Origin of the sequence: Streptomyces sp. NPDC047049 (assembly GCF_040643995.1) — a bacterium.
GTDB classification, from domain to species: Bacteria; Actinomycetota; Actinomycetes; order Streptomycetales; family Streptomycetaceae; genus Streptomyces; species Streptomyces mooreae.
In genome coordinates, this window is the sequence record NZ_JBEYVM010000006.1 from 1 (window position 1) to 14,197 (window position 14,197).

The following is a 14,197-nucleotide window of genomic DNA, read 5'->3' on the forward strand; positions in this document are numbered from 1 at the left end:
CCCGAGCAGCGGACTGCTTCGCTTTACGTCCGGCACCCCACCCGCTCCGGCCCGTCACCGCACCCACAGCCCCGCGCAGCGGACCCGGCCCGCCGCTGGGGGTACCTCCCACGCCCTTTAGGCAGTGGGGGAGCAACGGGGAGAAACAACCACGGCGGGAAAGCCAAAAATGGGGGGAGGCAAAACGCAGTGAACCGCCTAGCGCGACTTCGCGACGATCACCAAGAAACTCATGAACGCCAACAGCACATGCGTCGCCACGACGTAGAGGAACACCCGCACATACACCCCGCGCGGCGGTTTGCCCTCCTTGTACGTCCGGGCGGCAGGCGCCGCCCCGGGCAGCGGCTCCGAAGGCGGCGGCGCGGGCACGGCAGGAACGGTTTGATCGGGCACGACGGGTGGTCCTTCCTTCAAGAGCGGCGCCCGGGGCTCACAGCCCGCGGCGCCTCGCGTCGTCGCCGAGGCACCACTCGGCGGCCCCGCTCTGCAACAGCGTGTGGACGAACAACAGCTCGGTCCCGCCCTGGGAGGCGGCGGAAATGCGGTGGGGCGTGAGCGAGTCGAAGTGCGCGGAGTCCCCCGGGTCCAGCACATGCACCGCCGCGCCGAGCGTGAGCCGCAGCCTCCCCTCCAGGACGTACAGCCACTCCTCGCCCGGATGCACCCGCACCAGATCGCCCTGCGTCCGCTGCGGCACATGGACTCGCAGTGCCTGCATCGCGCGCCCGGCTCCGCCCACGGTCCAATACGTCCAGCCGCCGACCTCGGACGGCTCCGTGCGGTCCGCGCGCAGCACCGGGTCCCGCTCCGGCGCGGTCTCGCCGAGCAGGTCGGATACCGTGGTGCCGTAGGTACGGGCCAGCGCCAGCAGCACCGGCAGCGACGGCTGCCGCTGACGCGTCTCCAGCCGCGACAGGTGCGCGGGCGAGAGTCCCACCAGCCGGGCCGCGGTCTCCAGCGTGAGACCACTGCGTCTGCGCAGGTCACGAAGGCGCGGTGCGACGGTGGACAAGTCCCCCGGCGGAGCGCCGACGGGCTCGTCGGGAAGCTCGGTCATACCCCTTGGTATAGCGATCCTTCGCCTCCTGGGCAAAAGATTTGCCTGACAGGCAAAAATCCCCGCCTGCCTCCGGCCTCCCCGCCCCCACCCGTCCCCAACTCCCGGCCTCCCGTGCGGCCATGGGCCGACGCCCGTCTCCGCGGGCCGGAATCACGGCTTCCGGGCCACTGTCTTTGCGTGATGACGCCATCACCACAGGTGAAGGAACGGTCCGAATAGCGGGCGTTCACCTCATACGGGCACGCGCGTCTTCACACTCGTCTGGCTTCCGCACGTCTCAACCAATGAACAGGCACGACCATGAGCCGGACCATCACCCCGCCGCCCCAGGGCTCCCCACAGGCCGTGCAGAACGGCGAAGCCGTGCTGTCGCACGGTCTCAAGCAGCGCCATCTGTCGATGATCGCGCTCGGCGGGGTCATCGGCGCGGGCCTCTTCGTCGGCTCCGGGGTCGGCATCGCCGCGGCCGGGCCGGCCATCGTTCTCCTCTTCGCGGGGACCGGCGCGCTGGTCATGCTGATCATGCGGATGCTCGGCGAGATGTCCGCGGCCCGGCCCTCCACCGGCTCGTTCTCGGTGCATGCCGAGGCGGAACTCGGCTCCTGGGCAGGTGCCACCTCGGGCTGGATGTACTGGCTGATGCTCTGTGCCGGCGTGGCCGCCGAGGCCACCGCGGCGGGCACGATCATGCACACCTGGGTGTCGTTCATCCCCGCCTACGGCTGGGTGGCGATCTTCATGGTGTTCTTCTGCGCCAGCAACCTCACCGCGGTCAAGAACTTCGGCGAGTTCGAGTTCTGGTTCTCCGCCGTCAAGGTCACCGCGATCGTCGCCTTTCTGGTGCTGGGCGTGCTCGGCATTCTCGGGGTGTTCGGCAGTGCGCCCGGCACCAGCCACCTCACCGGCCACGGCGGCTTCTTCCCGACCGGCGCCGCCGGGCTCGCCGCCGGTCTGCTGACCACCATCTCCGGGTTCGCCGGTCTGGAGACCGTCACCATCGCAGCGGCGGAGTCCGACGACCCGAGCCGGAACGTGGCCCGTGCCGTCCGCACCGCCGTCTGGCGCATCGCCGTGTTCTACATCGGCTCGATGGCCGTGGTGGTCACCCTGGTGCCGTGGAACGACCCGAAGGTCGCCACGGACGGCCCGTACGTCACCGTGCTCGACCAGCTCGGTATCCCGGCGGCCGGCACGATCATGCAGATCGTCGTGCTGGCGGCGCTGCTCTCCGCGATGAACGCCAACATCTACGGCTCGTCGCGCATGGCGTACTCCCTCGTCCACCGGGGCCAGGGGCCGCGCTTCCTGGCCAAGGTCACCCGGGGCGTGCCGGCCGCGGCGGTGCTGGCGTCCTGTGCGTTCGGCTTCGCGGCCGTGATCGCCGGGATCGTCTGGCCGACCACGGTGTTCGCCTGGCTGCTGAACATCGCCGGCTGCTCGGTGCTGGTCGTCTGGTCCATCGTCGGCCTCACCCAGCTGAAGATGCGCCGCCGCCTGGAGCGCGAGGCGCCCGAGCTGCTCTCCGTGCGGATGTGGGCCTTCCCCTACCTGACCTGGCTGGCGCTGGCCGCCATCCTGGGCGTCTTCGCCGTCATGGCCGGCAGCGCGGACGGGCGGCAGCAGCTCGCCGGCACGGCCGTCGTGGCCGCCGCGCTGGCGGGTGCGGGCCACCTCAAGCAGCGCCGCGACCGGCAGGCAGCCCTCAGCTCCTGAGCCGGGTGCCCCTCGGTCCCCGAGGGGCACCTCGGTCTCGACGGCCTCCGGGTGCGGGGCGAGCGCCGGGCGTATCCGATGCGGATGTCCGCGCTCGGGGGCGTTGAGGAGAGTGGCGCAACGCATCAGCGCCGGAGCAGATCGCGCTGGATCCGGTGAGCGACGGCGCGGCGTACGGACGCTGACGTGGTGGTGGTGGCCTTCGAGGGAAGGTCGAGGCCGCGGCTGATCTCGTCGTACGCGGCTTGGAAACCGCCGGGCAGCTCTGCCCGGTGCAGCCTCAGGTCGTCCTCGATGAGACGCCTCAGCTCGTCCACGTTCTGGGGCGTGAAGCGCTTCTTCCCCCGGGCGAGTGCGTTGACGCAGCGGGTGCAGCGGGCGGTTTCATGGAAGGTCTCGGAGATCACCTCGGCGAGGCCCCAGAGCCGCCCTTCGAGCCAGGGAATGTCGCGTTGACCGAGGGAGACCCCCATCGGCGGCCGTGGCTCGTCGGCCTTGTGCTTCGCCATCTGTTTGGACACGGCGGGCTGGCTCATGTCGGTGAGCTGAGCGATACGTTCCTGTGTCCAGCCGAAGCCCGCAAGCACCCTGATCATTTCGGCGCGTAGCCGTCGCATCTCCTCGCCCGCGCGAATGACCTCGTTCATGCCGGCGAGTACCCGCTCGGCCTGTTCCTCGGTCAGCGTCCCGGGAACCTGGTGCGTGCTCTCTTCGTGTTCCACCACCCGGTTATACACCAGATCCCGTCACTTATAACTTGGTTGTACAACCAGGTTATGGGTGACAGGATCCGCCTCATGCCTACCTTCTCCGCGCCGGACGGAACCCAGCTCTCATACCGCGTGACCGGTGAGGGCGACCCAGTCGTCTGCATCCCGGGAGGACCTGCGGATTCCGCCTACCTCGGCGACCTCGGTGGCCTGTCCGCGTACTGCCGCCTGGTCGTTCTGGATCTGCGCGGCACCGGCCGGTCCGCGATTCCCCAAGACACCTCCTCCTACCGCTGTGATCGCCTGGTCGACGATGTCGAGGCATTGCGGCGGCACCTCGGCCTCCCCCGGATGGACCTGCTCGGCCACTCCGCCGGCACGAACATCGCGACGCAATACGCGGCCCGGCACCCGGAGAAGGTCAGCAAGCTCGCCCTCATCGGCCCCAGCACCCGGGCTGTCGGCGTAGCGATCACGGGACAGACGCGGCGCGAGCTCGCGCAGCTCCGGAAAGACGAGCCATGGTTCCCCGCGGCATTCGCCGCCCTGCAGGCGATCACCGAGGGCACGGGCAGCGACTGGGAAGCCGTCGCCCCCTTCTTCTGGGGCCGGTGGGACGCCGCGGCGCAGAAGCACCACGCAGCCGGCCGGCCGGGCAACCAAGAAGCCGTCGCTCTCTTCGCGGCCGAGGGCGCCTTCCACCCGAAGAGCACTCGTGCGGCGCTCGCCGCCTGCGAGGCCCCCGTTCTGCTGCTCACCGGAGAGTTCGATCTGAACAGCCCTCCGGTGTCCGCCGCCGAGTTCGCGGAAGCGTTCCCGGACGCCACGCTTGTGGTGCAGCCGGGAGCGGGCCACTGTCCGTGGCTCGACGATGCCGGCCGGTTCGTGGCGACCACGGCGGCATTCCTCCGCGGGTGACCTGGCTCATGCCCCCGGGACTCCGAAACGAGGGCGGAGGGCTGCGATGGCGGGAGGAGACCGGCGCTCGACATGACCCTGCGTCAGGGGTGAGGCAGGGGCGCGGTATGGGGAGAATTGGGGCAGTTGGTGGGCGTGGTGTTGTGAACTCCCGGAAAACTTCCGCCCGTTGGGATTGACAGGATCATGTCTACGCGCGTCATTCTGGATGGCATGAGAATCCCCCCACGGATCACCAAGTTCGGCGCCGCCGGCGCCCTCGCTTCGGCCCTTCTCATCGGCGGGACCGCGGTCGCCGCCACGCCCGCCGTCGCCACGACCCATCCGGCCACCGCGTACGCCGCCACGGCGCACGTCACGTCCGTGCACGTCAAGGACGTCGGCAAGACCTGCTACTCCAAGCTGCCCTCGCAGGCACACGACACCCTCGACCTGATCGCCAAGGGCGGACCCTACCCGTATCCCAAGGACGGGACGGTCTTCGACAACCGGGAGGGCATCCTGCCGTCCCAGAGCTCGGACTACTACCACGAGTTCACCGTCGTCACCCCCGGCTCTCCCGACCGCGGTGCGCGACGCATCGTGACCGGCGAGAAGAAGGACGAGGACTACTACACCGCCGACCACTACAAGACATTCGACCTCGTCGACCGCGGCTGCTGACGGCCCGCCCGTACGAGGGCGGCGGAGCAGCACGCCACGGCGGAACAGTCGAACGGCGAAGCAGCAGTTCAGACGAACAGCGACACAGTGATACAGCGACACAGTGATACAGCAACAGAGCGACAGAGTGACACAGCGGAACGGCTGAAAAGCTGAGCAGCGGGGCGGCGGGCCCGGCCAGAGTCCGCCGCCTGCCACGTGACGGCGGCCGGGGTGTGCAGGCACCCCGGCCGCCGTTGTGCTGTCCGCGGGTGCCGCGCGTCCGTCTTGTGCGCCCCACGCCCGGCGCCCACGTCGTGCGCCCCCTTCTCACCTCCCTCTTCTCCCCATTCTTGGCAGAAGGGGCGCACGGGGCGCACCCCCGAGAGAGGATTGTCAGTGGTTCCCGGTAGCGTTTCGGCGGAAACGAGGAGCGGGCGGGCATCAGCGGAAAAAGACCATGTGGGGTCGGCTGCTGGGGCGCGCCCCGGAAAGTGCCGTATCCACCGTGCAGGCATGGTGAACCGGCACCAGGCGTCGGAGACAAGGAAGGACGGCGAACTGCCGTGTATCGCTGGGAGATCACCCGGGCCGCTCTGGCGCAGCGGGTTTTCGCCATCGTCCGGAGCAGAACGTATGACGAGGCGAGCGCCACGGCGGACACCCTGCTGTCGGCGGGCATCACCAGCCTGGAGATATCCCTCACCACCCCCTTCGCCCTGGAGGCGGTCACCACGCTCACCCGCGAGCTGGGCGACGACGCCGTCATCGGCGCGGGCACGGTCCTTGACGCGGTATCGGCCCGGATGGCGGTCGACGCGGGCGCCCGCTATCTCGTCTCGCCGAGCCTCGACGCCGAGGTCATCCGTACCGGCCACCGTTACGGCATCCCGGTCTTCCCCGGGGTGTCGACGCCGACCGAGATGGTCCGCGCGCTCGAACTCGGCGCGGACGCGGTCAAGCTGTTCCCCGCCTCGGGGCACGACCCGGCCTGGCTGGCGGAGGTCCGTGCCTCACTGCCTCAGGTGCCGCTGCTGCCGACGGGCGGGGTGACGGTCGACAGCGCGCCGGAGTGGATCGCGGCGGGGGCGGTCGCCGTCGGCATGGGAACGGCGCTCTCCGAGGGGGACCGCGAGACCGTCGCCAAGCGCGCCGCCGACCTCCTCAACCGCCTGGACGAAGCCGCCCCCGACCGCTCGGCCGGCAGAGGTACGGCGGACCTCTACGAGGACTGAGGGGCCCTCGGCTCGCCATCCCACCGGCCTGTTCGGTCAAACGCATGGGCCATTACGGCCACGCATCGGCCTCTTCGGCCACCGTACGGGCCGCTCCGGTCACCGCACCCGCCGTCCCGCCGTCCAGCCTGCCCGGCCGTCCCGCAGTCCGGCCCGTCCGGTCATCCCGCCGGCCGGTCAAGGGGTTCACCCGCACCACGGGCTCTGCCACCCTGAGCGCTTCGATCATGCGATCACGCCGCCGCGTCCAGGAGTCACAGGAGCCCTTATGAAGCGCGCCGCCACCCTCTCCGCCCTGGCTTGTCTGCTCGCCGTCACCGCCGCCGCACCGGCGGTCCCGGACGCCCCGAGCGGAGGAGGGGGTGCCCCACTCGCCGCCGGCAAGAAGGCCTCGGCCCTCGACGTCATCCCCCGGCGCGGTGTGCTGCGAGTCTGCACCACCGGTGACTACCGCCCCTTCAGTCACCTCGACCCCAAGACGGGCACCTACAGCGGTGTGGACATCACCATGGCCGGTGACCTCGCCAAGAGCCTGGACGCCGCACCCCGTTATGTGGCCACGACCTGGGCCGAGCTCGTCGGCGACCTGTCGGCCGGCCGCTGTGACATCGCCATGGGCGGCGTCTCGGTCACCCTCCCGCGGGCTCGCTCCGTCTACTTCAGCGAACCCACCCGCACCGACGGCAAGACGCCCCTCGTGCGTTGCGCGGACAAGGACAGGTACCAGACCCTCCAACAGATCGACCGGCCCGGAACCAAGGTCATCGTCAACCCCGGTGGCACCAACGAGGAATTCGCCCGCGCCCATATCCGGCGGGCCACCCTCACGGTGCACCCGGACAACACCACGATCTTCGACGAGATCATTGCGGGTCGCGCGGATGTGATGATGACCGACGCGAGTGAGACCCGCTACCAGGCCAAAATCCACCCCGAACTCTGCTCACTCCACCCGGACAAGCCCTTCTCCTTCTCCGAAAAGGCCTACGCCCTGCCCCGCGGCGACGACGAGTTCAAGGCGTATGTGGACCAGTGGGTACACCTGGCCACCCATGACGGGACCTACCACACGTACGAGGACGCCTGGATGAAGTGATCACGTGACGTGACGCCGGTGGTGCCGGTGGTGCCGTGTGAAGTGATGGCGTGCGAAGTGATGCCGTGCGAAGTGATGCACTGTGCAGTGAAGATGTGGCGCGCACCCATGGATACGGTGCCGTGGTGGAGAGCTGGCTCTCCTGTCGGCCAGGTCTTCTTCGGAGGTTCGGCGAGAGGCGGTTGGCGAGATGGCCGGTGCAGTACAGGAGAGCGCGGCGTTCGATCTTGTGGCGGCGCAGCAGGGGCTGGACGCACAGCCGTTCAGCAGGCTGGTGCAGGCACGGATCACCGAGTTCGGTGGCGGCGCGGCGACGCTGGAGATCGATATCCGCGACGAACTCCTGCAACAGCACGGGTTCGTGCACGGCGGGGTGCTCTCGTACGCCGCCGACAACACCCTGACCTTTGCCGCGGCCACGGCCCTGGGCCCGGCCATCGTCACCGGCGGCTTCTCCATCCAGTATCTGCGCCCGGCACTCGGCCGTACGCTGCGGGCCCGCGCCGAGGTCGTACAGGCCGGACGCCGGCAGGCGGTGTGCCGCTGCGATCTGACGGTGGTCGACGACGCGGGGGAGGAGAGCGTGTGCGCGGTGGCACAGGGGACGGTGCTGCCGCTCAACGCTCCGGCGGGCGGCGGGGAGTGAGGGGCGGTCTGGCCGGCGACGGCGCCGGTGGCAGACGGACGTAGGTCAGGGCAAGCAGGGACGGACGCCACTGGTCAAGGCCTGCGGGACCGCAGTGCGGCGAGGCCGAAGGCCACTCCTCCGGCGATGAACCAGGGGTTCCAAGGGCCAGCGTCCAGGTCCGCTGTTCCGCGCTCACGGAGGCGTCCAGGTGGGTGGCGCCGGCCAGCAGCAGCACCTCGATACCAATGCCACGGGCCAGCAGGAGGGCACTGACGCCCCATCCCAGCCACCGTGCCGGCGGAGCGGGAACGCCCAGCCACCGTGCCGGCGGAGCGGGAACGCCCAGCCACCGTGCCGGCGGAGCGGGAACGCCCCGGGGCCCGGACCGGGCAAGCTGCCGTGCCAGCGAGGCAGGCGGGACTTTGCGGACACGCCCTAGGACTCGTCGACCTCGTTCACGGCCTCGCGAGGCGGTGCCCGGTGTGAAAGGACATTGACGACCCGGTCGTTCGGATCCTTGACGAAGAACCGGCGGACGCCCCACTCCTCGTCCCGGAGCGGCCGGACGATCTCTGCGCCGGCGGCCAGCAGGGCGGCGTGGACCGCGTCCACGTCGTCGACCTCGATGCTCATGTCGGGGGTGACCGGGGCGGTCTCGTCGTGGGTCATGAAGGTGAGCTGGGCGGTGGGGTTGGCGGGGGACGCCAGGGTCATGACCCAGCCCAGGTTCATGACCTCCTCGAACCCCAGCAGGCCGTAGAACGTGCGGTTCTCCTCCAGGGCGTCGGACTGGATATCGGGGACGACGCGACGTACGGACATAACCGGCTGACTCCTCGGGGAGGGGGCGAGGCGTTCCGAAGGGTACGGCGCGCGGAGGTCCACGGTCCCTTGTCCGGACAATGTGACCTCCGGACTTCCCGTCATCTGTCCGGACGGATACGCTCGCCAGCGTGGGGAAACGCGAAACAGAAGCCCGGGGCGCCGAGAGCCCCCTCCAGTTCAGCGTGGACCGGAACAGTCCGGTCCCGTTGTATTTCCAGCTGTCCCAGCAGCTGGAGGCCGCGATCGAGCACGGCAAGCTGGCTCCCGGCAGCCTGCTCGGGAATGAGATCGAGCTGGCCGGCCGGCTCGGTCTGTCCCGGCCGACGGTGCGGCAGGCGATCCAGTCGCTGGTCGACAAGGGGCTCCTGGTACGCCGCAGGGGGATCGGCACGCAGGTCGTCCACAGCCAGGTCAAGCGCCCGCTGGAGCTGAGCAGCCTCTACGACGACCTGGAGGCGGCCGGGCAGAAGCCGGCCACCCGTGTGCTGCTCAACACCACCACCGAGGCCGACGCCGAGGTCGCCGCCGCGCTGGGGATCGCGGAGGGGGCCGAGGTCGCGCTGGTCGAGCGGCTGCGGCTGACGCACGGCGAGCCCGTCGCGCATCTGCGCAACCACCTTCCCGCGGGGCTGCTCAAGCTGGAGACGGCCGAACTGGAGGAGACCGGTCTGTACCGCCTGATGCGGTCGGCCGGCATCACCCTGCACAGCGCCCGTCAGGCGGTCGGCGCGCGCGCCGCGACCGTCGAGGAGGGCGAACGGCTCGACGAGCCCGAGGGTGCCCCGCTGCTCACGATGCAGCGCACCACGTTCGACGACACCGGACGCGCGGTCGAATTCGGCTCGCATGTCTATCGCGCCTCCCGGTACGCCTTCGAGTTCCAGTTGCTGGTGCGCCCCTGAGGTGCCCCTGGGAGTGCCCCTGAGGCAGCCCTGAGAAGCGCCCCTGAGGGCAGCGTCGAGCGCCTGGGAGCGCCCCTGAGGGCCAAGAGAGGCGCGCCCGGAAGCGGCCCCGGGCCCCGGCCCGCTGCGACGCCCCGAGGCATGTGACGCCCGGAGGCATGCGACGCCCCCGAGGTCTCCGGCCGGCGAACCGATTCCAGCCGCAATGTCCCCCTATGGGATACCTCTGCGGAACCCCCTAGTCAGAATGTTCTGACAAACCATTGACGCGGCTCTGTGCGCGCCGTTACAAACTCCTCCAGCCGCAGTCCGGCGGCCGGGAGAAAAGGCGGTCCCACGATGATGGGCGTGCGTACGGCTGGTCCCCTCACTGTCCGCGGCGTCGCGGTGCGCGGCGCCGCCGCCTTACTGACGACCCTCGCCCTCACCACCGGGTGCAGCGCTTCCGGCGGGCAGGGCGCCGGCGGCACGGCGTCCGGGGCCGGCAAGGGCGCCACCACCCCGCGGATGACGATCGGGATGGTCAGCCACTCCGGCGACGGCGACACCTTCTGGGACATCGTGCAGAACGGTGCCGAGCAGGCCGCCGCCAAGGACAACGTGAAGTTCCTGTATGCCCATGACAAGGAGGGCGCCCAGCAGGCCGCGCTGATCCAGTCGTACATCGACCAGAAGGTCGACGGGCTGATCGTCACCCTCGCCAAGCCGCAGGCCGTCAAGGCGGCGGTCCGCAGGGCCGAGGCGCAGGGCATACCCGTCATCACCATCAACTCCGGCGGCGAGCTCTCCCGGGCGTACGGGGCCCTGACGCACATCGGGCAGGACGAGTCCGTGGCGGGGCGCGCGGTCGGCGAGGAGCTGAACCACCGGCACCGGAAGAAGGCCCTCTGCGTCGTGCACGAGCAGGGCAATGTGTCGCTGGAGGACCGCTGTGCCGGCGTCCGCAAGGCGTTCCACGGGACGGTCGACGATCTCGATGTCGACGGCACCAACGCGCCCGCCTCGCAGTCCTCCGTCGAGGCCAAGCTCCAGTCCGACAAGGACATCGACGCGATCGTCACGCTCGGTGCCCCGATGGCGGCGATCTCCGTCAAGGCCAAGGAGGAGGCCGGCAGCTCCGCGCAGCTGGCGACCTTCGACCTGAACTCCGCCGTCGTCAAGCTGCTCAAGGCCAAGGACGTCACCTTCGCCGTCGACCAGCAGCCCTACCTCCAGGGCTACGAGGCGGTGGATCTGCTCTGGCTCCACAAGGCCAATGCCGATGTGCTCGGCGGGGGCAGGCCGGTGCTCACCGGGCCCGCCCTGGTCACGGAGAAGGACGTACCGAAGCTGACCGCATACACCGGGCGAGGCACCCGGTGAAGCCCCAGGGAAGACGGGACCCGATGAACCCGGACAGATCACCGGTAACGGATACTTGGCCCGCCGGTCCCGGCCGGCCGGTGCCGGAGGCGGTGCGGAACACCGCACACGCACGGACCGGCCGGTCCGGACAGCGCAGTCAACCAACGAAGCCAAACAGTCAACCAACGCAGCCGATACGGCAGCACCAGCGGGAAGGGCGAGTCCTCGTGGCACGGGTGAGAAGAAGGGGACGCGTCGTCGGCGCTGTGCTGGCGGCGGCGCTCGGCGTCGCGCTGGCGGGATGCAGCAGCACCGGAGGCCTGCGCGCCGAACAGGAACGCGCCGCCAAGTCCGCGGGCGGCAAGGCCGCGGTGAACACCCCCCGGTGGACGTTCGCGATGGTCACCCACTCGGGAGACGGCGACACCTTCTGGGACATCGTCCAGAACGGCGCTCAGCAGGCCGCCGTCAAGGACAACATCAAGTTCGTCTACGGGCACGACAAGGAAGCCCAGCGGCAGAGCCAGCTGGTGCAGTCCTACATCGACCAGAAGGTCGACGGGCTGATCGTGTCGCTGGCCAAGCCCAATGCGATGAAGGACGTGATCGCCAAGGCCGAGAAGGCCGGCATACCGGTGATCACGGTGAACTCCGGCGCCGAGGCGTCGAAGGCCTTCGGTGCGCTCAGCCACATCGGGCAGGACGAGACGGTGGCCGGTGAGGCGGTCGGCGAGGAGCTGAACAAGCGCGGCCGGAAGAAGGCCCTGTGCGTCCTGCACGAACAGGGCAACGTCGGCCACGAGCAGCGCTGCGACGGCGCCGGGAAGACCTTCAAGGGCGATCTGCAGAAGCTGTACGTCGAGGGCACCAACATGCCCGACGTGCAGTCCTCCATCGAGTCCAAGCTCCAGGCGGACAGCTCCATCGACGCCGTGGTCACGCTCGGCGCCCCGTTCGCCCCCACCGCCGTCAAGGCCAAGGAGCAGGCCGGCAGCAAGGCCGAGATCGACACCTTCGACCTCAACGCCCAGGTCGCGACCGGGCTCAAGGACGGCTCCCTCGGCTTCGCCGTCGACCAGCAGCCCTACCTCCAGGGCTACGAGGCCGTCGACCTGCTGTGGCTCTACAAGTACAACTCCGATGTCCTCGGCGGCGGCAAGCCGGTGCTCACCGGACCCCAGGTGATCACCAAGAAGGACGCCGCCGCGCTGCAGGAGTACACGAAGCGGGGGACGCGATGAGCCACACCGACGCACCGCCGCTGCGGCCCGCGGGGCCGCCCGCCAAGAGCGGCGGCGACGAACGGCTGCTGCACCGCTCCCTGGCCCGCCGGCTGATGGGCCGCCCCGAACTGGGCTCGGTCGTCGGCGCCGCCGCGGTCTTCGTGTTCTTCTCGATCGTCGCCGAGCCGTTCCTGCGGGCCTCCAGCCTCTCCACGGTGCTCTATGCGTCCTCGACGATCGGCATCATGGCCGTGCCGGTGGCGCTGCTGATGATCGGCGGGGAATTCGATCTGTCAGCCGGTGTCATGGTCGTCAGCTCGGCACTGATCTCCTCGATGTTCAGTTACCAGATGACCGCCAACACCTGGGTGGGCGTCGGGGTGTCGCTGCTGGTCACCCTCGCCATCGGGGCGTTCAACGGACTGTTGCTGACCCGTACGAAGCTGCCCAGCTTCATCATCACGCTCGGCACCTTCTTCATGCTGACCGGCCTCAACCTCGGCTTCACCAAGCTGATCGACGGCACCGTCTCGACCAAGTCCATCGCCGACATGGAGGGCTTCGAATCGGCCCGCAAGGTCTTCGCCTCGCATCTGACGCTCGGCAATGTCGACATCCAGATCACCATCCTGTGGTGGATCGCGCTGGTCGCCCTCGCCACCTGGGTCCTGCTGCGCACCCGCGTCGGCAACTGGATCTTCGCGGTCGGCGGCAACGCCGACGCGGCACGGGCGGTGGGCGTCCCGGTCACCAAGACGAAGATCGGCCTCTACATGGGCGTCGCCTTCGCCGCCTGGGTCTCCGGCCAGCACCTGCTGTTCTCGTACGACGCGATCCAGTCCGGTGACGGGGTGGGCAACGAATTCCTCTACATCATCGCCGCGGCGGTCGGCGGCTGTCTGATGACCGGCGGCTTCGGCTCGGCGATCGGTGCGGCCGTCGGCGCCTTCATCTTCGGCATGGCCAGCAAGGGCATCGTCTACGCGCAGTGGAATCCGGACTGGTACAAGTTCTTCCTCGGCGCGATGCTGCTGCTCGCCACACTCCTGAACGCATGGGTCCGCAAGCGGGCGGAGGAAAAGGCATGACCGCGCTGGTCGAGCTGAGCGACGTCAGCAAGTACTACGGCAATGTCCGGGCGCTGGAAGGCGTGTCCCTGGAGGTGCACGCGGGCGAGATCTCCTGTGTGCTCGGGGACAACGGCGCCGGCAAATCCACCCTCATCAAGATCATCGCGGGGCTGCACCGGCATGACGCCGGATCCTTCACCATCGACGGGGAGGAGAGTGCCCTCGCCTCCCCGCGCGAGGCCCTGGACCGCGGGATCGCCACCGTCTACCAGGACCTGGCCGTCGTTCCCCTCATGCCGGTGTGGCGGAACTTCTTCCTCGGCTCCGAGCCCACCACCGGCGTGGGCCCCTTCAAGCGGCTCGACGTCAAGACGATGCGCGAGACCACCCGCAGCGAGCTGCTGCGGATGGGCATCGACCTGCGCAACGTCGACCAGCCCATCGGCACCCTCTCGGGCGGCGAGCGCCAGTGCGTGGCCATCGCCCGCGCCGTCTATTTCGGCGCCAAGGTCCTGGTCCTGGACGAGCCGACGGCGGCGCTCGGCGTCAAGCAGTCCGGCGTCGTCCTCAAGTACGTCGCGGCCGCCCGGGACGCCGGTCTCGGCGTGGTGTTGATCACCCACAATCCGCACCATGCGTATCTCGTCGGTGACCGCTTCGTCCTGCTCAAGCGCGGCGCCATGGCCGGCAGCCACGCCAAAACGGAGATCACCCTGGAGGAGCTGACCCGCCAAATGGCAGGCGGCAGCGAACTGGAACAGCTCAGTCATGAGCTGGCCCGGACCGCGACCCCGGAGTTTCCCGGCGGTCATCGCCCCGAGTGATCGC

At 69.5% G+C, this 14,197-nt stretch carries 15 protein-coding genes; 11 read left to right on the plus strand and 4 right to left on the minus strand.

Features of this window, described 5'->3' with window-relative positions; genetic code table 11:
• Window positions 1-198: 198 nt before the first annotated feature.
• Both ABZ851_RS16395 and ABZ851_RS16400 read right to left on the minus strand, forming a co-directional pair.
• Complete coding sequence (locus ABZ851_RS16395; protein WP_336054799.1) at window positions 199-396, minus strand: DUF6126 family protein; 198 nt, start codon at window positions 394-396, stop codon at window positions 199-201.
• Between the two features lie 37 nt (window positions 397-433).
• Window positions 434-1,060, minus strand: coding sequence for an XRE family transcriptional regulator (locus ABZ851_RS16400; RefSeq protein ID WP_361127394.1), 627 nt, complete (start codon window positions 1,058-1,060; stop codon window positions 434-436).
• Between the two features lie 303 nt (window positions 1,061-1,363).
• Between ABZ851_RS16400 and ABZ851_RS16405 the strand changes: the two genes are divergently transcribed.
• Complete coding sequence (locus tag ABZ851_RS16405) at window positions 1,364-2,776, plus strand: amino acid permease (RefSeq protein WP_361127397.1); 1,413 nt, start codon at window positions 1,364-1,366, stop codon at window positions 2,774-2,776.
• Window positions 2,777-2,901: 125 nt separating this feature from the next.
• Here the strand turns inward: ABZ851_RS16405 and ABZ851_RS16410 are convergent, their stop codons facing one another.
• Window positions 2,902-3,498 (minus strand): sigma-70 family RNA polymerase sigma factor, encoded by a 597-nt coding sequence (locus ABZ851_RS16410; RefSeq protein WP_361127400.1) that lies wholly within the window; start codon window positions 3,496-3,498, stop codon window positions 2,902-2,904.
• A 75-nt stretch (window positions 3,499-3,573) separates the two neighbouring features.
• Here ABZ851_RS16410 and ABZ851_RS16415 point away from each other — a divergent pair, with 75 nt between their 5' ends.
• From ABZ851_RS16415 to ABZ851_RS16435, 5 genes are all read left to right on the plus strand, one after another.
• Window positions 3,574-4,404 (plus strand): alpha/beta hydrolase, encoded by an 831-nt coding sequence (locus ABZ851_RS16415; protein WP_361127403.1) that lies wholly within the window; start codon window positions 3,574-3,576, stop codon window positions 4,402-4,404.
• Window positions 4,405-4,617: 213 nt separating this feature from the next.
• Window positions 4,618-5,067, plus strand: coding sequence for a ribonuclease domain-containing protein (locus ABZ851_RS16420; RefSeq protein ID WP_361127406.1), 450 nt, complete (start codon window positions 4,618-4,620; stop codon window positions 5,065-5,067).
• A gap of 545 nt (window positions 5,068-5,612) precedes the next feature.
• Window positions 5,613-6,281, plus strand: a complete 669-nt coding sequence (gene eda, locus ABZ851_RS16425) for a bifunctional 4-hydroxy-2-oxoglutarate aldolase/2-dehydro-3-deoxy-phosphogluconate aldolase (RefSeq protein ID WP_336054804.1) — start codon at window positions 5,613-5,615, stop codon at window positions 6,279-6,281.
• Between the two features lie 268 nt (window positions 6,282-6,549).
• Window positions 6,550-7,377 (plus strand): transporter substrate-binding domain-containing protein, encoded by an 828-nt coding sequence (locus tag ABZ851_RS16430; protein ID WP_361127410.1) that lies wholly within the window; start codon window positions 6,550-6,552, stop codon window positions 7,375-7,377.
• A 190-nt stretch (window positions 7,378-7,567) separates the two neighbouring features.
• On the plus strand, window positions 7,568-8,023 hold the full coding sequence (locus ABZ851_RS16435) for a PaaI family thioesterase (RefSeq protein ID WP_361127413.1): 456 nt from the start codon (window positions 7,568-7,570) through the stop codon (window positions 8,021-8,023).
• 417 nt (window positions 8,024-8,440) lie between these two features.
• Here the strand turns inward: ABZ851_RS16435 and ABZ851_RS16440 are convergent, their stop codons facing one another.
• Window positions 8,441-8,827, minus strand: a complete 387-nt coding sequence (locus ABZ851_RS16440; RefSeq protein ID WP_361127416.1) for a VOC family protein — start codon at window positions 8,825-8,827, stop codon at window positions 8,441-8,443.
• A gap of 131 nt (window positions 8,828-8,958) precedes the next feature.
• Between ABZ851_RS16440 and ABZ851_RS16445 the strand changes: the two genes are divergently transcribed.
• The 5 genes from ABZ851_RS16445 to ABZ851_RS16465 all read left to right on the plus strand — a co-directional run bounded on the left by ABZ851_RS16445 (window position 8,959) and on the right by ABZ851_RS16465 (window position 14,193).
• Window positions 8,959-9,732 (plus strand): GntR family transcriptional regulator, encoded by a 774-nt coding sequence (locus tag ABZ851_RS16445; RefSeq protein ID WP_088800735.1) that lies wholly within the window; start codon window positions 8,959-8,961, stop codon window positions 9,730-9,732.
• Window positions 9,733-10,071: 339 nt separating this feature from the next.
• A complete protein-coding gene (locus ABZ851_RS16450; RefSeq protein WP_361127421.1) occupies window positions 10,072-11,094 on the plus strand; it encodes a sugar ABC transporter substrate-binding protein in 1,023 nt (340 codons plus the stop codon).
• Window positions 11,095-11,342: 248 nt separating this feature from the next.
• Entirely contained in the window at window positions 11,343-12,317 is a 975-nt protein-coding gene (locus ABZ851_RS16455) for a sugar ABC transporter substrate-binding protein (RefSeq protein WP_361128215.1), read from the plus strand.
• Window positions 12,314-13,387, plus strand: a complete 1,074-nt coding sequence (locus tag ABZ851_RS16460; RefSeq protein ID WP_361127424.1) for an ABC transporter permease — start codon at window positions 12,314-12,316, stop codon at window positions 13,385-13,387. The genes ABZ851_RS16455 and ABZ851_RS16460 overlap by 4 nt, the downstream gene beginning before the upstream one ends.
• A complete protein-coding gene (locus tag ABZ851_RS16465) occupies window positions 13,384-14,193 on the plus strand; it encodes an ATP-binding cassette domain-containing protein (RefSeq protein WP_361127427.1) in 810 nt (269 codons plus the stop codon). Before ABZ851_RS16460 ends, ABZ851_RS16465 begins: the two co-directional genes overlap by 4 nt.
• Window positions 14,194-14,197: the final 4 nt, after the last annotated feature.

Coding starts and splice junctions, on each gene's coding strand:
- ABZ851_RS16430 (WP_361127410.1), top strand. CDS start 6,550: ATGAAGCGCGCCGCCACCCTCTCCGCCCTGGCTTGTCTGCTCGCCGTC.
- ABZ851_RS16415 (WP_361127403.1), top strand. CDS start 3,574: ATGCCTACCTTCTCCGCGCCGGACGGAACCCAGCTCTCATACCGCGTG.
- ABZ851_RS16440 (WP_361127416.1), bottom strand. CDS start 8,827: ATGTCCGTACGTCGCGTCGTCCCCGATATCCAGTCCGACGCCCTGGAG.
- ABZ851_RS16460 (WP_361127424.1), top strand. CDS start 12,314: ATGAGCCACACCGACGCACCGCCGCTGCGGCCCGCGGGGCCGCCCGCC.
- ABZ851_RS16435 (WP_361127413.1), top strand. CDS start 7,568: ATGGCCGGTGCAGTACAGGAGAGCGCGGCGTTCGATCTTGTGGCGGCG.
- ABZ851_RS16420 (WP_361127406.1), top strand. CDS start 4,618: ATGAGAATCCCCCCACGGATCACCAAGTTCGGCGCCGCCGGCGCCCTC.
- ABZ851_RS16405 (WP_361127397.1), top strand. CDS start 1,364: ATGAGCCGGACCATCACCCCGCCGCCCCAGGGCTCCCCACAGGCCGTG.
- ABZ851_RS16450 (WP_361127421.1), top strand. CDS start 10,072: ATGATGGGCGTGCGTACGGCTGGTCCCCTCACTGTCCGCGGCGTCGCG.
- ABZ851_RS16465 (WP_361127427.1), top strand. CDS start 13,384: ATGACCGCGCTGGTCGAGCTGAGCGACGTCAGCAAGTACTACGGCAAT.
- ABZ851_RS16400 (WP_361127394.1), bottom strand. CDS start 1,060: ATGACCGAGCTTCCCGACGAGCCCGTCGGCGCTCCGCCGGGGGACTTG.